The 19,040-nt window shown below is 71.3% G+C and carries 17 protein-coding genes and 3 tRNA genes; 17 read left to right on the top strand and 3 right to left on the bottom strand.

Annotated features, from left to right (window positions below; genetic code table 11):
• Window positions 1-13: 13 nt before the first annotated feature.
• The 5 genes from FHG10_RS16520 to FHG10_RS16500 all read left to right on the top strand — a co-directional run bounded on the left by FHG10_RS16520 (window position 14) and on the right by FHG10_RS16500 (window position 6,556).
• Window positions 14-4,480 carry an FtsK/SpoIIIE domain-containing protein gene (locus FHG10_RS16520; protein ID WP_152354450.1) on the top strand — a complete coding sequence of 1,489 codons (4,467 nt, stop codon included), beginning with the start codon at window positions 14-16 and terminating at the stop codon, window positions 4,478-4,480.
• A gap of 191 nt (window positions 4,481-4,671) precedes the next feature.
• Window positions 4,672-4,938 carry a WXG100 family type VII secretion target gene (locus FHG10_RS16515; protein WP_227488334.1) on the top strand — a complete coding sequence of 89 codons (267 nt, stop codon included), beginning with the start codon at window positions 4,672-4,674 and terminating at the stop codon, window positions 4,936-4,938.
• A 211-nt stretch (window positions 4,939-5,149) separates the two neighbouring features.
• Window positions 5,150-5,629: a hypothetical protein gene (locus tag FHG10_RS16510; RefSeq protein WP_152354449.1), complete on the top strand. Its 480-nt coding sequence runs from the start codon at window positions 5,150-5,152 to the stop codon at window positions 5,627-5,629.
• A 282-nt stretch (window positions 5,630-5,911) separates the two neighbouring features.
• Window positions 5,912-6,178, top strand: coding sequence for a WXG100 family type VII secretion target (locus tag FHG10_RS16505; protein WP_152354448.1), 267 nt, complete (start codon window positions 5,912-5,914; stop codon window positions 6,176-6,178).
• Window positions 6,179-6,283: 105 nt separating this feature from the next.
• Entirely contained in the window at window positions 6,284-6,556 is a 273-nt protein-coding gene (locus tag FHG10_RS16500; RefSeq protein ID WP_152354447.1) for a WXG100 family type VII secretion target, read from the top strand.
• A gap of 187 nt (window positions 6,557-6,743) precedes the next feature.
• Here the strand turns inward: FHG10_RS16500 and FHG10_RS16495 are convergent, their stop codons facing one another.
• On the bottom strand, window positions 6,744-7,232 hold the full coding sequence (locus FHG10_RS16495; RefSeq protein ID WP_152354446.1) for a YajQ family cyclic di-GMP-binding protein: 489 nt from the start codon (window positions 7,230-7,232) through the stop codon (window positions 6,744-6,746).
• Between the two features lie 172 nt (window positions 7,233-7,404).
• Here FHG10_RS16495 and FHG10_RS16490 point away from each other — a divergent pair.
• The 12 genes from FHG10_RS16490 to FHG10_RS16435 all read left to right on the top strand — a co-directional run bounded on the left by FHG10_RS16490 (window position 7,405) and on the right by FHG10_RS16435 (window position 16,278).
• A tRNA-Tyr gene (locus tag FHG10_RS16490) sits at window positions 7,405-7,486 on the top strand.
• A gap of 90 nt (window positions 7,487-7,576) precedes the next feature.
• A tRNA-Thr gene (locus tag FHG10_RS16485) sits at window positions 7,577-7,649 on the top strand.
• 53 nt (window positions 7,650-7,702) lie between these two features.
• A tRNA-Met gene (locus FHG10_RS16480) sits at window positions 7,703-7,779 on the top strand.
• A gap of 87 nt (window positions 7,780-7,866) precedes the next feature.
• The gene (gene rpmG / locus FHG10_RS16475) at window positions 7,867-8,037 is read left to right on the top strand and encodes a 50S ribosomal protein L33 (protein WP_017823818.1); all 171 of its coding nucleotides are present in this window, start codon (window positions 7,867-7,869) and stop codon (window positions 8,035-8,037) included.
• 167 nt (window positions 8,038-8,204) lie between these two features.
• On the top strand, window positions 8,205-8,654 hold the full coding sequence (locus FHG10_RS16470) for an FAS1-like dehydratase domain-containing protein (protein ID WP_152354445.1): 450 nt from the start codon (window positions 8,205-8,207) through the stop codon (window positions 8,652-8,654).
• A 17-nt stretch (window positions 8,655-8,671) separates the two neighbouring features.
• Window positions 8,672-9,238 carry a MaoC/PaaZ C-terminal domain-containing protein gene (locus FHG10_RS16465; RefSeq protein ID WP_319803218.1) on the top strand — a complete coding sequence of 189 codons (567 nt, stop codon included), beginning with the start codon at window positions 8,672-8,674 and terminating at the stop codon, window positions 9,236-9,238.
• Window positions 9,235-10,362, top strand: a complete 1,128-nt coding sequence (locus FHG10_RS16460; protein WP_152354443.1) for a UDP-N-acetylmuramate dehydrogenase — start codon at window positions 9,235-9,237, stop codon at window positions 10,360-10,362. Before FHG10_RS16465 ends, FHG10_RS16460 begins: the two co-directional genes overlap by 4 nt.
• Before the next feature lie 170 nt (window positions 10,363-10,532).
• The gene (gene glyA / locus FHG10_RS16455; RefSeq protein WP_152354442.1) at window positions 10,533-11,801 is read left to right on the top strand and encodes a serine hydroxymethyltransferase; all 1,269 of its coding nucleotides are present in this window, start codon (window positions 10,533-10,535) and stop codon (window positions 11,799-11,801) included.
• Between the two features lie 109 nt (window positions 11,802-11,910).
• Window positions 11,911-12,810 (top strand): bifunctional methylenetetrahydrofolate dehydrogenase/methenyltetrahydrofolate cyclohydrolase, encoded by a 900-nt coding sequence (locus tag FHG10_RS16450; protein WP_152354441.1) that lies wholly within the window; start codon window positions 11,911-11,913, stop codon window positions 12,808-12,810.
• A 137-nt stretch (window positions 12,811-12,947) separates the two neighbouring features.
• Window positions 12,948-13,748, top strand: a complete 801-nt coding sequence (locus FHG10_RS16445; RefSeq protein ID WP_152354440.1) for a hypothetical protein — start codon at window positions 12,948-12,950, stop codon at window positions 13,746-13,748.
• Window positions 13,745-15,286: a WXG100 family type VII secretion target gene (locus FHG10_RS16440; protein WP_152354439.1), complete on the top strand. Its 1,542-nt coding sequence runs from the start codon at window positions 13,745-13,747 to the stop codon at window positions 15,284-15,286. Before FHG10_RS16445 ends, FHG10_RS16440 begins: the two co-directional genes overlap by 4 nt.
• A 125-nt stretch (window positions 15,287-15,411) precedes the next feature.
• Window positions 15,412-16,278: an exodeoxyribonuclease III gene (locus FHG10_RS16435; protein ID WP_152354438.1), complete on the top strand. Its 867-nt coding sequence runs from the start codon at window positions 15,412-15,414 to the stop codon at window positions 16,276-16,278.
• A gap of 222 nt (window positions 16,279-16,500) precedes the next feature.
• Here the strand turns inward: FHG10_RS16435 and FHG10_RS16430 are convergent, their stop codons facing one another.
• Window positions 16,501-17,268, bottom strand: coding sequence for a succinate dehydrogenase iron-sulfur subunit (locus FHG10_RS16430; RefSeq protein ID WP_152354437.1), 768 nt, complete (start codon window positions 17,266-17,268; stop codon window positions 16,501-16,503).
• Window positions 17,268-19,040: a succinate dehydrogenase flavoprotein subunit gene (gene sdhA, locus FHG10_RS16425; protein ID WP_152354436.1), complete on the bottom strand. Its 1,773-nt coding sequence runs from the start codon at window positions 19,038-19,040 to the stop codon at window positions 17,268-17,270. The genes FHG10_RS16430 and sdhA overlap by 1 nt, the downstream gene beginning before the upstream one ends.

The following is a 19,040-nucleotide window of genomic DNA, read 5'->3' as shown; positions in this document are numbered from 1 at the left end:
AGGACACCACCGCATGCGCATCAAGCTCACGCTGCGTCGACCCGAGGACCGGATGACGGACCTCGAGGTCACCGCCGACGCTACGGCCACCGTCGCCGACGTCGCCGGCGCCCTCTACCTGGGCGACCCTCTGCGCGGCGCCGCCGAGGCGCCGGAGGGACTGACCCTGCAGGTGCAGGACGCCGGGGCGGGCCCCGGTGCGGCCGGCGTGCGGTCCCTGGACCGCGGCATCGACCTGATCTCCGCCGGTCTGCGCTCCGGCTCCGTGGTCTCCATCGCGCGCTCCTCGACCGAGTACGCCACGCGCGCCGAGTCGCGCGGCGCCGCCGTCGCTCTGCTGCGCGTGCTCTCGGGGCCCGAGGAGGGACGCGAGTTCCCCCTGCCCAGCGGCTCGAGCGTGATCGGTCGCGAGGGCGACGTGGACATCCGCATCGCCGACCCGATGCTCTCCAAGCGCCATGCCCGCATCAACGTCGCCGACGCCGTGGAGATCGTGGACCTGCGGTCTGCCAACGGGGTCGAGATCGGCGGGGAGCGGGTGGGCCGCGCCGTCGTCGGCCCCGCCGACACGGTCGAGGTGGGCGGCACCACCTTCTCCGTGATCATGCTGCATCGCGCGGGCGGCAGCGCGCCGAACTCCCCGGTGGTCGAGTTCAACCGCTCCCCGCGCGTGGTGCCGCGCTTCGAGTACCGCGAGATGACTCCGCCGCAGCCGCCGCGCGAGCCCCAGCCGCAGTTCTTCCCGATCTTCATGATGTTCGCGCCGCTGCTCATGGGCGGGCTCATGTTCGCGGTCACGCGCAGCCCCTACTCGCTGATCTTCGTGCTGATGATGCCGATGATGGCGACCGCCGGGTATCTCAACCGCAAGTACCAGCAGCGCAAGCAGCTCGAGCGGCAGATCAAGAACTTCGAGGAGTCGCTGGCCTCCCTCAAGCGCCGCGTCACCGCCGCCCAGGACCTGGAGCGCGCGGTGCGGCTCGTGGAGACCCCCTCCACGGCGGACGCGGTGGACTCCGCCCACCGGCTCGGCCGCCTGCTGTGGACCCATCGGCCCGAGCACGAGGCCTTCACGACAGTGCGCCTGGGCCTCGGCGTCGCCGAGTCCCGCGTCGGCATCCCGATGCCCGGTGAGAACAACGCGATCGCCCAGTACTGGGATCAGCTCGACGACATGCACGAGGAGTACAGGATGATCGCCGGGGTGCCGATCGTCGGCGACCTGCGGGAGTCCGGCGGGATCGGCGTCGCCGGGGGAGGGGAGCAGGCCGACGCCGTCGCCCGCGGCCTGATCACCCAGCTGTTCGCCCTGCACTCGCCCACGGACCTCGCGATCGCCGCTATCACCTCGCGCTCCTCGCGCGCCCTCTGGGACTGGCTGAAGTGGCTCCCGCACACGTCGAGCCCCCATTCGCCGCTGGACGGGGATCATCTGGCCGACGGCGCGCTCAGCGGGATCTCCCTGGTCTCGCGCATCGAGGAGCTCATCGAGGAGCGCTCCGAGGGCGCGCCGGCGCAGCTGCGCCGCGCGGTGCGCGCCCCCGTCTCCGCCGATCCCGTGCCCGCTCCCGACCCGGTCACCCCGAACCTCGTGCTCGTCGTCGAGGACGACGCCCCCGTGGACCGCGCACGCCTGGTGCGCATCGCCGAGCGCGGGCCCGACGTGGGCGTCTTCGTGATCTGGTGCGCGGCGACGGTCGCGGCCCTGCCCGCGGCCTGCCGCACCTACCTCTCGAGCGAGGACGGCGTGGAGGGGGCGAACGCCGGCATCGTGCGCCGCGGCGAGCGCTACTACCCCGTGAGCGTGGAGACCGTCGGCCTCGACGTCGCCGCCGGAGTGGCCCGGCACCTCTCCCCGGTGGTCGACGCGGGCGTCCCTGTGGACGACGACTCCGACCTCCCGCGCGCCATCTCCTATCTCACCCTGGCCGGGACGGAGCTCGCCGAGGAGCCCGGCGCGGTCATCGAGCACTGGAAGGAGACCGGCTCGCTGACCCCGCGCGACGGGGCGCCGCCGGTCCCGCGCAAGCACGACGCGAACCTGCGGGGACTCATCGGCCACGACGGCCAGGATGCCTACCACCTCGACCTGCGCACCCACGGCCCGCACGCCCTGGTGGGCGGCACCACGGGCGCCGGCAAGTCCGAGTTCCTCCAGGCCTGGGTGATGGGCATGGCGACTGCCCACTCGCCCGACCGGGTGACCTTCCTGTTCGTCGACTACAAGGGCGGCTCCGCCTTCGCCGACTGCATCGAGCTCCCGCACGCCGTGGGCATGGTCACCGACCTGTCCCCGCACCTGGTGCGCCGCGCGCTGACGTCCCTGCGCGCCGAGCTGCACCATCGCGAGCACCTGCTGAACCGCAAGAAGGCCAAGGACCTCGTCTCGCTCGAGCGCACCGGGGACCCCGAGGCGCCGCCGAGCCTGATCATCATCGTCGACGAGTTCGCCGCGCTCGCGAAGGAGGTCCCGGAGTTCGTCGACGGTGTCGTGGACGTGGCCGCGCGCGGCCGCTCCCTCGGCCTGCACCTGATCCTCGCGACCCAGCGCCCGGCGGGCGTCATCAAGGACAACCTGCGCGCGAACACGAACCTGCGCATCGCCCTGCGGATGGCCGACGAGGCGGACTCGAAGGACATCCTGGGCGACTCGATGGCGGCCCACTTCGATCCCGGCATCCCCGGTCGCGCCGCCGCGAAGACCGGGCCGGGCCGCATCGCGACCTTCCAGACCGGGTACGCGGGCGGATGGACGACCGGCGAGCCCGAGCGCGCGCGCATCGACATCGTCGAGCGGGAGTTCGGCACCGGCGACATCTGGGACGTCCCGAGTCCGCCGTCCCCCGCCCGCAGCGAACTGGGCCCCAACGACATCTCCCGCATGGTGCGCACCATCTCCTGCGCCGCCGACGAGGCTGGGGTCCCCGCCCCCCGCAAGCCGTGGCTGTCCGAGCTCGCCCCCGCCTACGACCTCTCCCTCCTGCCCAGCCGCCGCACCGACGAGGACCTCCTGCTGGGCGTCATGGACACCCCGGAGGACCAGTCCCAGCCCACGGTCTCCTACGTGCCCGACCGCGACGGCAACATGGCGATCTACGGCACGGGCGGCTCGGGCAAGTCGACCACCCTGCGCACGATCGCGATCTCGGCGGCGAGCGCGACCGCCCGGGGCGGCCCCGTGCACGTCTACGGGATCGACTTCGGCGCCTCCGGCCTGCAGATGCTCGAGGAGCTCCCGCACGTGGGCGCGATCATCCAGGGCGACGACGAGGAGCGCGTGATCCGGCTGCTGCGGACGCTGCGCGGTCTGATCGACGAGCGCGCGAAGAAGTTCGCCGCGGTGCGCGCGGGCTCGATCGCCGAGTACCGGGAGCTGTCCGGGGAGTCGGAGGCCCCGCGCATCCTGCTCCTGGTCGACGGCATGGCGGCCTTCCGCGAGGCCTACGACTTCTCCAACCTCTCCAAGTGGTTCACCACGTTCGTGCAGATCGCGACCGACGGGCGCCAGGTGGGCATCCACGTGATCGTCACCGGTGATCGCCCCAACGCCGTGCCCACGTCCCTGGGGTCCTCGATCCAGCGCCGACTGATCCACCGCATGGCCTCGGTCGACGACTACATGAACTTCGGCGTCGACCGCGACGTGCTCGACGGCTCCTCCCCGCCCGGACGCGCGATCCTCGACGGGCACGAGGCCCAGATCGCCGTGCACGGCGGCGACGCGAACGTGGCGATCCAGGCGCGCGAGGTCGGAGAGCTCGCGAAGGCCATGCGGCGCGCGGGCGTCGATCCTGCGCCCGCCGTCGAGTCGCTGCCGGAGCGGGTCGAGCTGTCGCGCCTGCGACCCGTGGTCGGCGGCCGTCCTGCCATCGGCATCGGCGACGAGGACCTCGCGGAGATCACGATCGAGCCCCGCGGCGCCTTCATGGTCACCGGTCCCGGCAGCTCCGGTCGCACCACGGCGGTGCGCACCATCGCCACGAGTCTCAGGGCGCTCCCGCAGGGCATGCGCCTGGTGCGGTTCTCCGCCCGCCGCACGCCGCTGACGGGCCTGGACCTGTGGGACGTCGAGGCCTCGGACGCCGAGACGGTCAAGGAGCTCGCGGGCCAGCTGCGCCAGACGCTCGAGTCGGGGAACCTGGGGGAGGGGCGGCTCACGCTGGTCCTCGACGGGATCGCGGACTTCACCGGCAGCGGCACGGAGAAGGAGCTCGACGCCCTGGTGCGCTCGTGCGTGCGCGAGGGCCAGTTCGTGATCGGCGAGAACGAGAACTCGACCTGGAACCAGGCGTACACGCTCGCCCAGCCCTTCAAGGCGGGACGCCGCGGGCTCCTGCTGCAGCCCTCCGACATGGACGGCGATTCGCTGCTGGGCACTCCGCTGGGCCGTTTCCGTCGGGCCGACTTCCCACCCGGGCGCGGGTTCCTCGTCGGCTCGGGCCGCGCCTCGAAGCTGCAGGTCGCCCAGATCACTCTGTGAGGGCGCGAGGACACGCGTCCTCCCCAGGCGGGCGTCGTCCACATGGGTACTTGTCCCCATGTCGGATCCGGCGAGCACTGCCTACAGTGGCGGCAGGAGCACGGCGGGCCACCGTCGAGCCCGGCAGGGCCCAGGCCCCGCCGTGGCGACCGGAGGGTCCGGGAGGCTCGCGAACCAGAGGAGGAGGATCCATGGCCGAGAAGGGTATGGACGTCGATCAGGTGCTGAAGATGGCCAAGCAGCTGAGCAGCGCGGCCGAGGACATCACCACCATGCAGAGCGACCTCACCACGGGTCTCGAGGAGGTCGACTGGACGGGTCCGGACGCGGACGACTTCCGCGGCACCTGGGAGTCCGAGATGGTGCCGGCTCTGAAGAGCATCCAGACGGCCGTGGAGCAGCTCGGCGCCACGGCAGAGTCCAACGCGAGCGAGCAGCAGACCGTCTCCTCCCACTGATCACAGGACCATCGGTCGACGGGACGCCTGAGCGGGCCCGGATCCCCAGCGGGGTCCGGGCCCGCCCGCGCTCCCGAACCGGCGCGGGTGCACGCACACCGACGGGCGCGGGTGCGCGCACCCGCATCTGCATCACGACGTGCCTGCGCCCGGGCGGGCCGGCCCTGGTAGATTCGCCGGGATCTTCCCGGCGCGGACGGACGGAGCAGCAATGACGGTGCAGATCGCCTATCCCAGCGAGGACTTCCCTCCTGCGGTCGGCTTCCGCCTCGACGTGCCGGACGATTGGCAGACCCTCTCGGTCCCCGGCGTGCAGCTGGCGGCCGCCGCGCCGCGCATCGAGGGCAGATTCCGCGCCAACGTCGTGCTCACCGTCCAGCGCTGCCCGGCTGCGACACCCATGCAGAGCGTGCGCGAGAGCCTCGAGGCGCGCAAGGCCGCACTGCCTCAGCTCGAGGAGATCGACACGGGCGAGCTCGAGATCGACGGGATCTCCTGGCTCGCGAGCGAGTACGGCTACGCCCAGCCCGGCCAGCGCACGGTGGTGCAGGCGGCGCGGTACACGATGGTGCCGCGCTCGGCGCATGCCGCGGACATCCTCGAGGTCGTCGCGAGCTGCGGCGCCGAGGACGCCGACGACCAGATCACCGTGCTGCGCAGGATCCAGGACTCGGTGCGGCCGGTCCTCTGACACTGCCCCGATCCGCGCCGACGGGACGCGTCCATGGGGAGCTGTGGATGGCCGATCCTTGTGGAGGACCCGCAGAAAGCTCCGTTGACCTGGGAGTACGCTGCCAGGTCGAGGGCTGCGGATGCGTGCACAGGGCATGGGTACTTCTCCCCATCGCCAAGTCGAAAAGGCTTGCATACGGTGGAGCCATCACCTGGAGAACAGGGATGAACGGAGCGGGACCGACCGCCTCATCGACTCTCCGCGGTGCGACCGAAGATCACAGCGAAACGAGGAGTGGACATGGCTGAGAAGAAGGGTATGGATCCTGAGGCCGTCAAGCAGATGGCGCAGAGCATCCGCGACGCCGGCGAGGACGCGCAGGCCGCGTTCGATGAGGTCAAGGGGAAGGTCGACGAGCTCGACTGGACCGGTGAGGACCGTGACGACTACGTCTCGGAGTTCGAGGACCTCGCCGACAAGGTGAAGCAGCTCAAGCAGAAGGCCGATGACTTCGCGGAGTCGGCCGAGAAGAACGCCAAGGAGCAGACGACGGCGTCGTCGCGCTGATCCCGGCGACCAGCATGAGCGCTCGGCGCGCTCGCAGCACACCAGCCATCGCAGAACCCATCACAGAGCACGGGCCGTGACAGCGGTCGAGAACAGGGGAGAAACATGTCTTTCAAGGGAATGGATCCGGAGCAGGCACGCGACGTCGCCAAGGACGTGACCCAGGCCGGCGAGAAGATCAAGCAGGCCTTCAGCGATCTCGACGGAACCGTCCAGGGCATCGAGTGGAAGGGTCCGGACGCGGACACCTTCAAGGATGACTGGCGCAGCTTCCAGTCGAGCGAGGTCGCGGGCATTGCGGACCTGTTCAAGACCCACGGCGACAGCCTCTCCGATCAGGCGGACGAGCAGGACCAGACCTCGAACTCCAACGCCTGAGCCTTCGACGCAGAGGTGAGCGCGCGGGCCACGAGGGCGCCTCGGCTCCTCACGACCCGACCATGCACGAGGGTCCCCGGTCACCGACCGGGGACCCTCGTGCATGGGTCGGCAGTGCCACGGGCGCGGACGGACGACGGACGCAGGGCCCGGAAGAGCCGCCCCGGCCTCGTCCGGCCCGCAGCCGTCACCGGTAGTTGACGAACTGCAGCGCGACGTCGAGGTCCTCGCCCTTCAGCAGCGCGATCACTGCCTGCAGGTCGTCGCGCTTCTTCGAGGAGACCCGCAGCTCGTCGCCCTGGATCTGCGCCTTCACGCCCTTGGGGCCCTCGTCGCGGATGATCTTGGAGATCTTCTTGGCCTGCTCCGAGCTGATGCCCTCCTTGAGAGCGGCGACCATGCGCACGGTCTTGCCCGACTGGACGGGCTCTCCCACGTCGATGCTCTTGAGGGAGAGGCCGCGCCGCAGCAGCTTGGTCTGCAGGACGTCCAGGACCGCGCGCACGCGCTCGTCGGCGTTGGCGGTCATGACGATCTGCTCGCCGCTGAGCGACACCGAGGCGTCGGTTCCGCGGAAGTCGTAGCGCTGGGAGACCTCCTTCGCGGCCTGGTTGACGGCGTTGTCCACCTCCTGGCGATCGAGCTTGCTGACGATGTCGAACGACGAATCGGCCATCTGCTGTCCTCCTGAAGGGATGGGGTCGATGAAAGTGCAGGTCAGGGCGCTGTGAGGAGCGTCATGCGTGGTGAGGGGGCTTCGGGTTGGCTCCGCTCCCGTGCGCCCCGTATGCTAGTTCAGGTCCACGAGCGGACGGGGTCGCAAGGCCCCTCGCGAGAGGGCCGGACTCGGCAGGTTACCCAAGCGGCCAAAGGGATCTGACTGTAAATCAGCTGGCATTGCCTTCGGGGGTTCGAATCCCTCACCTGCCACGCCGAGGATCACCGCCGTGTGATCCCAGGCACCGAGGTCCACCTGCGGTTTGCTCGTCCAGCGGGCCGCCGGTAAAGTTCTCGGGGCTTGCCCTGATAGCTCAGTCGGCAGAGCATCTCCATGGTAAGGAGAAGGTCAAGGGTTCGATTCCCTTTCAGGGCTCTGATGGATGGTCGGCCCGATCTCGCTCGAGATCGGGCCGTTCCATCGATCGCGCCGGGGTAGCTCAGACGGTCAGAGCGCACGACTCATAATCGTGAGGTCGCGGGTTCGATCCCCGCCCTCGGTACCACGCCGGCCCCGCCGGAGTGCACGAACGCAGCCCCCATCGCGGGGACCACGTGGCGCGGGAGACGCGCCTTGGAGAAAGAGGCGAACCATGGCGAGCAAGAGCTCGGACGTGCGTCCCAAGATCACCATGGCCTGCACCGAGTGCAAGGCGCGGAACTACATCACCAAGAAGAACCGTCGGAACACCCCCGACCGTCTCGAGCTGTCGAAGTTCTGCCCCACCTGCGGCAAGCAGACCGCGCACCGCGAGACCCGCTGAACGGTCCGCGTGCGACGCACGCTTCATCACGAGAGCCATCCGGCGCTGCCGGGTGGCTCTCGTCATGTCCGGGCCCGAGCCCGTCATGACCGGGGGAGCGGGGACGGGAGTGGCAGGATGGTTCCGCAGTCCCCGACCACCTCATCCGCCCCTCCAGGAGTGCATCGATGACATCCACGCCGGACCCGTCCTTCGCCGGCCGCACGTATCCCAGCGGCCCCGTCCACGTCGTCTCGGGCGCGAAGATCGCCGAGTTCGCGCGGGCGACCGGCGCCGCCGACCCGGTGCACACCGATGACGCCGCCGCCCGCGCCGCGGGCCACGCGGGCGTGGTGGCGACACCGACCTTCCTCGTCTCCCTCGCGCAGTCCGCCGAGGCCGCCTACATCGAGGATCCCGAGGCCGGCATCGACTTCTCGCGCGTGGTCCACGGCGAGGAGGGCTTCGAGCTGCACCGGAGCGTCGTCGCGGGCGACCGCCTGGTGCCGACGCTCACCGTCGAGTCCGTGCGCGCCGCCGGCGGCCACTCCATGATCACCACCCGCGTGGACGTGGCCGACGAAGCCGGTGAGGCCGTCGCCGCCGTCCGCTCCGTGATCGTCGTGCGCGGCGAATGAGCGCAGGAAGGAACGCCATGACCAGCACCCCCAGCACCCCTGCCGCGCCCGAGGCCCCTCGCGGCGCCGCAGCCGGATCGAGCTCGACGCTGCGCCCCGAGGGCCTCGCCAAGGGGCAGGAGCTCGCGCGCCGCGAGTACCCGATCTCCCGCGACACCCTGGTGCGCTACGCGGGCGCCTCGGGCGACTTCAACCCCATCCACTACAACGAGGCCTTCGCGACGCAGGTCGGCCTGCCGGGCGTGATCGCCCACGGCATGCTCACCATGGGCACGGCGATGAGCGCCGTCCTGGACGCCGTCGGCGATCCCACCGCCGTGCGCGCCTGCGCCACCCGCTTCACCAAGCCCGTCGAGGTCCCCGCGCTCGAGCCCACGACCTTGAGCGTCGTGGTCACCGTGCGCGGCGTCGACGAGGAGGCGGGCACCGCGGAGCTCGACGTCACGGCCGAGGCCGGCGGCGCGAAGGTGCTCGGGCGCGCCCGGGCGACCGTCTCCCTCGCCCCGCGCGCGGCCGATGGCGCGAGCGACGAGGCGCGCGCCGAGGACGGCGCCGACGGCGCGGGCTCGGAGCCGGCGGCGTGAACCTCTCCGAGCTCACCACGCTGCGCGTGGGCGGGAGCATCCGCGATCTCGTCGAGGCCCGCAGCGACCAGGAGGTCATCGACGCGGTCCGCGCGGCCGACGATGCGGGGGAGACCCTGCTCGTGCTCGGCGGCGGCTCGAACTTCCTGCCCTCCGACGAGCCCTTCGAGGGCACCGTGGTGGCGCTGCGAGACCCCGAGCGGCCGCCCGTGCTCGACGCGACCTGCGAGATCGTCCCCTCCGGGGAGCCCGATGCGACTCCCGCTGATCCCGCGGAGCTCACGCCGCTGGAGCCCAGCTGCGGGGGAGCGATCGTCGAGCACTTCGCCGGGGTCTCCTGGGACCGGGCGGTCGCGTACGCCGTCGGCCGCGGCATGATCGGCGTCGAGGCGCTCTCGGGGATCCCCGGCAGCGTGGGCGCCACGCCCATCCAGAACGTCGGCGCCTACGGCCAGGAGGTCGCCGACACCATCACCCGCGTGCGCACCTGGGACCGCGAGGACCGCAGGGTGCGCACCTTCTACGCCGCCGACTGCGGCTTCGGCTACCGCACGAGCATCTTCAAGCGCACTCCCTTCGGCGGGCCCGTCGCCTCCCCGACCGGCCGCTACGTGGTGCTCTCCGTGAGCTTCCAGCACCGGGTCGGCGACATGTCCGAGCCGATCCGCTACGGCCAGCTCGCCCAGCACCTGGGCGTCGAGGTCGGCGACCGGGTCCCCATGGCGCAGGTCCGCGAGGCGGTGCTCGCGATCCGCGGGTCCAAGGGCATGGTCCTGGATCCCGCCGACCACGACACCTGGAGCGCCGGCAGCTTCTTCACCAACCCGATCCTCAGCGCCGAGCAGGCGCAGTCCCTGCCGCAGGACGCCCCGCGCTTCCCTGCGGCCGATGACCGCGTGAAGTCGAGCGCCGCATGGCTGATCAGCCATGCGGGGTTCGACCGCGGGTTCTCCGTCGGCCCCCGGGCGAGCCTGTCGACCAAGCACTCGCTCGCGCTGACCAACCGCGGGGGAGCGGCGGCGGCGGACATCGCGGAGCTCGCCCGCACCGTCCGCGACGGCGTGGAGCAGGCCTTCGGCGTGCGCCTCGAGCCCGAGCCCGTCCGCTGGGGCGTGGACATCTGAGCGCAGTCGCGGAGCCCTGCGGCGGCAGTGGACGGCCACCGCGCCGCAGGGCCCCGCGCGCCTAGGATGGACGCGCGGTCCCGCGTCGTCCCGGCGGCCGGCCCCGCACCCCCGGCACCCGTCCACGACCCGTCGCCGATCCCCGCGCGCGACACCGCCCAGGAGGCCCAGTGAACGTCCTCGACCAGTCCATCGCCGACCTCGACCCCGACATCGCGCGGGTCCTGGACCGGGAGCTCGACCGCCAGCGCGGCACGCTCGAGATGATCGCCTCGGAGAACTTCGTCCCCCGCGCCGTGCTGCAGGCGCAGGGCTCGGTGCTCACCAACAAGTACGCCGAGGGATACCCCGGTCGCCGCTACTACGGCGGCTGCGAGGAGGTGGACGTCGCCGAGGAGATCGCGATCGAGCGCGCCAAGGCCCTGTTCGGCGCCGATCACGCGAATGTCCAGCCGCACTCCGGCGCCACCGCGAACGCCGCGGTCATGCACGCCCTCGCCCGCGCGGGCGACACGCTGATGGGCCTCTCCCTCGCCCACGGCGGCCACCTCACCCACGGCATGAAGATCAACTTCTCCGGCCGCCTCTACGACATCGCCGCCTACGAGCTGGACCCGGCCACGGGCCGCATCGACATGGACAAGGTGCGCGAGCTCGCCCTGGAGACCCACCCCAAGGTGATCTGCGCCGGCTGGTCGGCCTACCCCCGGCACCTGGACTTCGAGGCCTTCCGGTCGATCGCCGACGAGGTCGGCGCGTCGCTGTGGGTGGACATGGCGCACTTCGCGGGCCTGGTCGCCGCCGACCTGCACCCGAGTCCCGTGCCCTTCGCCGACGTCACCTCGACGACGATCCACAAGACCATCGGCGGCCCCCGCTCCGGCATGATCCTCTCGACCCAGGACTGGGCGAAGAAGATCGACTCCGCGGTGTTCCCCGGCCAGCAGGGCGGCCCGCTCATGCACGTGATCGCCGCGAAGGCCGTCGCGCTGAAGATCGCCGCCGGCGAGGACTTCGTGGACCGCCAGCGCCGCACTCTCGAGGGCGCGCAGATCCTCGCCGACCGCCTGCAGGCGGCCGACGCCTCCGCCGCGGGCGTCAAGGTGCTCTCCGGCGGGACCGACGTGCACCTCGTGCTCGTGGACCTCGTCGACTCGCAGCTCGACGGCCAGCAGGCGGAGGACCGCCTCCACGAGGTCGGAATCACCGTGAACCGCAATGCGGTGCCGAACGATCCGCGGCCGCCGCGCGTGACCTCCGGCCTGCGCATCGGCACCCCGGCGCTCGCCACCCGCGGCTTCGGCAAGGACGAGTTCACCGAGATCGCCGACGTCATCGCGCTGGCCCTGCAGGACTCGCCCGACATCGAGGCGCTGCGCGCCCGCACCCGCGCGCTCACCGAGAAGAAGCCCCTGTACGCGGGGCTGCAGCAGTACTGAGTCCCGAGGAGGGCCGCCCGCGGCGCGACGCCGCTGGCGGCCCTCTCCTCCTCCTCCCTCCCGCACGCAGCATCCGCATGCCGCCCGTGGCATGCAGCAAGGAGACCCCATGACCGCACAGACGCTCGACGGCCGCGCGACGGCCAAGGAGATCACCCAGGAGCTCGCCGAGCGGGTGGCAGCGCTCAAGGAGCGCGGCATCACCCCCGGGATCGCGACCGTGCTGGTGGGCGACGACCCGGGGTCCAAGCTGTACGTCGGGATGAAGCACCGCCGCTCCGAGGCCATCGGCATGAACTCGATCCAGGTCGAGCTGCCCGCGAGCGCCACCCAGGCCGAGGTCGAGGAGGTCGTGGACCGCCTGAACGCCGATCCCGAGTGCCACGGCTTCATCGTGCAGCTGCCGCTGCCGGACCACCTGGACACCGACGCGATCCTCGAGCGCATCGACCCGGACAAGGACGCCGACGGCCTGCACCCCACGAACCTGGGGCGACTCGTGCTCAACGTCAACGCTCCCATCACGTCGCCGCTGCCGTGCACCCCGCGGGCCGCGATCGAGCTCCTGCTGCGCCACGACGTGGACCTGAAGGGCAAGGACGTGGTCGTCGTCGGCCGCGGCGTCACCATCGGCCGGTCCATCGGCCTCATCCTCACCCGGCGCGCGATCAACGCGACCGTCACCCTGACGCACACCGGCACCGCGGACCTGTGCTCCCACCTGCGCCGGGCCGACGTGATCGTCGCCGCCGCGGGCGTCAAGCACCTCGTGCGCGCCGAGGACGTGAAGCCCGGAGCCGCCGTCCTCGACGTGGGCGTCACCCGCGGGGAGAAGATCCCCGAGACCGGGAAGTACAAGGTGTACGGCGACGTGGCCCCCGACGTCGCCGAGGTCGCCGGCCACCTCTCGCCGAACCCCGGCGGGGTCGGGCCGATGACCGTAGCCCTGCTGATGACCAACGTGGTCGAGGCCGCCGAGCGCGCTGCGGGGATCGCGCCGGGCGCCTGAGAGGCCACATCGCGGCGGCGACGCGAAGCACGTGCGAGCGGGCGGGTCGATGGGGAGAAGTCCCCATCGACCCGCCCGCTCCTCGTTCCTAGTGTGGGAGCGAGGCCCGTCGCCGCGACGGGCGGGAGGGAGGCACCATGGCCGAGGGAGCTGTCCTCGAGACTCCCGCTCGCAGTGTCGGGCCAGAGACCCCTGCATGGCCGCGGACGCTGCGCGGCGATGCGAGCATCGATGCCGGCACCGAGGTGCAGGCGCTGCTGGATGCTTCCGCCGAGGAGCTGCTCGAGCTCGTCCGCACCGCGCGCGTGATGCTGCGGACGACCGCGGTCGACGGGGCCCGCACCCTCCACTCCCGGATCGCCCTGGCCCCGGGCGTGGCGATGAGCTGCCTCCACGAGGAGCACGGCGATCGACCGGATCCGGTGCTGCGCCTGCGTGTGCGCACCGGGGACCACATGCTCGCGGGGATGCTCGCGGGCATGCCCGATGCCCCCGAGCTGCGAGCCGCCCCGCGGATCGCCGACCCGACCCGGCCTTGGCACGTGTTCACACCCGAGCAGCTGGAGATTCTCGCCCGGGCGGCGCCGCTCCACCCGGACGAACCGGACGTGCGCGGAGTCGGCGGCGACGACGATCTGGTCGACGCGCTCTGCCACGAGCGCGTCCGGCTGACGGCCGCCCTCCACGTCCGCGATGCCTCCCGCACTGAGCTCGTGACCGGCTGGAACGGGCTCTGGGTGCTCGGAGAGCGCGCCCTCCACGCGCTGCGCGTGAGCACTGGGGCCCATGAGATGGCACTTCGGCGCGTCGTCCCCGGCGACATCGCCTACGAGCTGACCACGCGCACCGCGGCCGCGTTCCACACGCTCGGCGCCCTCGAGCGCGAGCGGGCCGAACTCGGAGCGGGCACGGCGGCGGGGGACGGGAGTCGGCGATGAGCGGATTCCAGGGCATGGACACGGGCGCTGTAGAGGCGCTCGCGGGGCGGGATGCGCAGGCTGGCGAACGACTCGAGCAGCTGCTGAGCGCGCTCGCCGCATCCGTCGACAGCGTCGACTGGGTCGGGTCCGACGCGGAGGCCTTCCGAGAGGACTTCCGCACTCTCGTCGCCACTCCCGGCACTCGTGCCGTGCAGCGTCTGCATGCCTGTGGGCGGGACCTGCGCGACCAGGTCGAGGAACAGGAGCGCGCTTCGCAGGCGGGCGGGGACGAGGGGAGCGACGGAGGATCGGACGATGCCGAGGGCGGCGGCCTGCTGGACGGGCTGGAGGGGCTCGCCGGGAGCGCGATGGATATCGGGTCGGGGATCGGGCACGGGCTCACAGACGGGGTCGGCGACATGGTCTCGCCGGTCCTCGACCGGATCTCCGCGACGGCGCCCGCGGTGAGCCAGCTGATCGGCGACAGCGCGCACCTGGCCGAGGAGCTGAAGGACGTCGTGGACGGCGGGCGGATGCCACCGCTGTCGGAGCTCGCCTCGTCGCTCGCGCTCCCGGTGGCATCCGCCGTAGGGGTGGGGTGGAACGCCGCCACGGGGGAGGACCACCAGTTCTTCTCCGATCGCGGTGCAGCTCGGGTCAGCGGCGACGACGTGCACGTCCAGGACGGCGGTGGGGCGCCCCACTCCGTGGCCGCACTGCTGGACGATGTCTCCGGCAACTACAGCTCGGAGGGCGAGGAGACCGGGAAGGTCCAGGTCAAGACGGTCGTGGATCCCGATGGCCACGAGCGCTACATCGTGACGGTCCCCGGCACCGAGGCCGATATCGGAGATCCGTCGCTGGGATGGGGAGGCCAGGGCAACTCCCGCGACTGGTCGGCCAATGTCCGTGCGATGGCTGGGCAGGACACGGCGGCGATGCAGAACGTCCGTGACGCCATGATCGCCGCCGGCCTGGAACCAGGCGCCGACGTGATGATGGTCGGCCACTCCCAGGGCGGCATCATCAATGCGGCGCTCGCCTCCGATCCGAGCTTCAACGGGCCGGGCGGATACAACGTCACCACTCTGGTCTCGGAGGGGTCGCCGGTCGAGTCCTTCGACCTGCCGCCCGGAACCCAGAGCCTGAACATCGCCCACGGCGGAGGGCTGAGCACCGGTGTGAGCACGGGACCGGTCGGGGTGCCCGTGCCGGACGGTATCGGCGTGAGCGGAGACCCCGTGCCGACGCTCGACGTGGAGGGACTGCGCGCCGACGGCAGCGGGCCCGGGAGCAACCACCAGGAGGTCGTCCTCCCCGGATCCCGCGACTGGATCGTCCCGCCCTCGAGCGGAGCGGCCGGCGGGGGGCCCAGCGGCTTCGACGCCGTCTTCAGCGACCACAACCAGAACCAGTACACGGCCGACGCGTACGCGGAGACCAAGAACCATCCCGACGGCGCGCTGGCCCGGTTCGAGAACAGCCCAGACGTGCAGCGCTACCTCGATCCCCGCAACGACGTGCGTCGCACCACGGTCGTGGACGCGGGCCGCTGAGAGTGCCCGACGTGCCGCACCCACTGCGTCGGTCCAGCCGAAAGGCGCTCTGAGACCGTGGCGGCGGATGGATGATGCGGCGCGGCCGTCCCGGTCCGTCGGACCCGGCTGGAATACTGGCGGGCATGACTTTCACACTCGCCACCGTCAACGTGAACGGACTGCGCGCCGCCGCCCGCAAGGGCATGGGCGACTGGCTCGCCGAGACCCCCGCAGACGTCGTCACCCTGCAGGAGGTGCGCGCTCCCGAGGAGCTGCTCGCGGACCTCGTGGGGGAGGGCTGGCGCATCGTCGGCCTGCCCTCCGAGCTCAAGGGCCGCGCGGGCGTCGCGATCGCCGCGCGCACCGAGCTCGACTCCATCGACCTCGACGGGGTGCGCGCCGGGCTGCCCGGCCTCACCGAGCCCACCCATACCGGGCGCTGGCTCGAGGCAGACCTCGCCGACCCGCTCGGCGACGGCCGCACCCTCACCGTGGTCTCCTGCTACATGCACTCGGGCAACACCGACAAGCCGCAGACCATGACCGACAAGTACGCCTTCCTCGACGTGATGGTGGAGCGCCTGGCGGACCTGCGCTCCGACGGCCGGCACGTCGTCCTCACCGGTGACCTGAACATCGCCCACACCGAGTGGGACATCAAGAACTGGAAGGGCAACCTGAAGTCGGCCGGCTTCCTGCCCGAGGAGCGCGCCTACCTGGATCGTCTGGTCGGGACGGACGGTCCGACGGTGCGGGCCGAGGGCGGCGGCACCGGTGAGGGCGCCGAGTGGGTCGACGTGCAGCGGCGCGTCGTCGGCGAGGGCCCCGGCCCCTACACCTGGTGGTCGCAGCGCGGGAAGGCCTTCGACAACGACTCGGGCTGGAGGATCGACTACCAGCTCGCCGATCCGGATCTCGCAGCTCGCGCGACGAGCGCCCAGGTGGACCGCGCCCCGAGCTACGACACCCGCTGGTCCGACCACGCCCCGCTGGTGGTCAGCTACAGCTGATGGCCCGGCCCCGGCACCTCCCCGCCGAGGCGGGGAGGCCGCCGAGCGGGCAGGACGCGGAAAAGGGAGCGTTCCGTGCCATGGACGCCGGTCCATGGCACGGAACGCTCCCTTTCTCAGGTCCGGGCTGCGGCCTGCGGGCTGCGGCGTGCGGGGTGCGCGCGTGCGCGGTCCCGTGGTGCTGCGGAGTCCGCGGCGGCCAGAGGGCCGACGGCCGATGGTTCAGACGCGGCCGCGGATGACGGCCTGCTTGACCTCGGCGATCGCCTTGGTGATCTGGATGCCGCGGGGGCACGCCTCGGTGCAGTTGAAGGTGGTGCGGCAGCGCCACACGCCCTCCTTGGAGTTCAGGATCTCCAGACGCTGCTCGCCCGCGTCGTCGCGCGAGTCGAAGATGAAGCGGTGCGCGTTCACGATCGCGGCCGGACCGAAGTACTGGCCGTCGGTCCAGAAGATCGGGCACGACGAGGTGCACGCGGCGCACAGGATGCACTTGGTGGTGTCGTCGAAGACCTCGCGCTGCTCGGCGCTCTGGAGGCGCTCGCGGCTGGGCTCCTGGCCCTCGGCCACGAGGAACGGCATGACCTCGCGGTAGGCGTCGAAGAAGGGCTCCATGTCGACGATGAGGTCCTTCTCGACCGGGAGGCCCTTGATCGGCTCGACCGTGATGGGCTTGGAGATGTCCAGGTCCTTCAGCAGGGTCTTGCAGGCCAGGCGGTTGCGGCCGTTGATGCGCATGGCATCGGAGCCGCACACGCCGTGCGCGCACGAGCGGCGGAAGGTCAGCGACCCGTCCAGGTGCCACTTCACCTCGTGGAGCGCGTCGAGGACACGGTCGGTGCCGTGCATGGTGACGGTGAACTCCTGCCAGTAGGGCTTGGGCTTGCCCTCGGCGTCGGGGTTGAAGCGGTTGATCTTGAGCGTGACCTCGAAGGAGGGGATCTCCTGGGCCTGCGGCTCGGCGTCGGTCCTCTCTGCGACAGCAGTCATCAGAACGTGCGCTCCTTCGGCTCGTAGCGGGTGATGATGACTTCCTTGGTGCCGAGCACGATGTCCGTGCCCTCCAGGCCCTCGCCCTCGAGCGTCTTGTAGGCCATGGTGTGCGTGAGGAAGTTGACGTCGTCGCGCGTGGGGAAGTCCTCGCGGAAGTGGCCCCCGCGGGATTCCTTGCGCTCGAGGGCGCCGAGGGCGACGACCTCCGCGAGCTCGAGCAGGAAGCCCAGCTCGACGGCCTCGAGGAGATCGAGGTTGTAGCGCAGGCCCTTGTCCTGCACGGCCACGGTCTCGTAGCGCTTCTTGAGCTCGGTGATGTCCGCCAGGGCCTTGCGGCAGGTCTCGTCGGTGCGGAACACCTGGACGTTGGCGTCCATGGTCTCCTGCAGGTCCTTGCGGATGTCGGCCACGCGGTCCTCGGTGGCGGGACGGTCGCGCAGGCGCTGCAGCAGCTCGACGACGGGGGTCTCGACGCCCTCGGGCAGCTCGGCGAGCTCGACCTGCTGGGCGTGCTCGGCGGCGGCGACGCCCGCGCGCTTGCCGAAGACGTTGATGTCCAGCAGCGAGTTCGTGCCCAGTCGGTTGCCGCCGTGCACGGAGACGCAGGCGACCTCGCCGGCCGCGTACATCCCGGGGATCACGTCGTGCTCGTTGCGCAGCACCTCGCCCATGATGTTCGTCGGGATGCCGCCCATGCCGTAGTGGGCCGTCGGGAAGACGGGCACCGGCTCGGTGTAGGGCTCGACGCCCAGGTAGGTGCGCGCGAACTCGGTGATGTCCGGGAGCTTCGCGTCGATGTGCGCGGGCTCGAGGTGCGTGAGGTCCAGCAGCACGTAGTCCTTGTTCGGACCGCAGCCGCGGCCCTCGCGGACCTCGTTGGCCATCGCACGGGCGACGACGTCGCGGGGGGCGAGGTCCTTCAGCGTCGGCGCGTAGGTCTCCATGAACCGCTCCATGTTGGAGTTGCGCAGGATGCCGCCCTCGCCGCGGGCCGCCTCGGAGAGCAGGATGCCCAGGCCCGCGAGGCCCGTCGGATGGAACTGGAAGAACTCCATGTCCTCGAGCGGGATGCCGCGGTTCAGCGCCATCGCCGGGCCGTCGCCGGTGAGGGTGTGGGCGTTCGAGGTGGTCTTGAACATCTTGCCGAAGCCGCCGGTGGCGAACACGACCGACTTGGCGCGGAAGATGTGGATCTCGCCGGTCGCGAGCTCGTAGGCCACGATGCCGGCGGCGCGCACGCCCTCGTCCTCGCGGGGATCGCCCGTGAGCAGCACGTCCAGCGCGTAGTACTCGTTGAAGAACTCCACGTGCTGCTTGACGCAGTTCTGGTAGAGGGTCTGCAGGATCATGTGGCCGGTGCGGTCCGCCGCGTAGCAGGAGCGGCGCACGGGCGCCTCGCCGTGCTCGCGGGTGTGCCCGCCGAAGCGGCGCTGGTCGATGCGGCCCTCGGGCGTGCGGTTGAACGGCAGGCCCATCTTCTCGAGGTCGAGCACCGCGTCGATGGCCTCCTTGGCCATCACCTCGGCGGCGTCCTGGTCGACCAGGTAGTCGCCGCCCTTGACGGTGTCGTAGGTGTGCCACTCCCAGTTGTCCTCCTCGACGTTCGCGAGGGCGGCGCACATGCCGCCCTGGGCGGCGCCGGTGTGGGAGCGGGTGGGGTAGAGCTTGGTGATCACCGCGGTGCGTGCGCGGGGGCCCGACTCGAGGGCCGCGCGCATTCCCGCGCCGCCGGCGCCGACGATGACCACGTCGTACGTGTGGATCTGCAT

The organism is Brachybacterium subflavum (assembly GCF_009299795.1).
GTDB classification, from domain to species: Bacteria; Actinomycetota; Actinomycetes; order Actinomycetales; family Dermabacteraceae; genus Brachybacterium; species Brachybacterium subflavum.
Note: the sequence above shows the minus strand (reverse complement) of the source record. Positions and strands in the feature narration are given on the sequence as shown.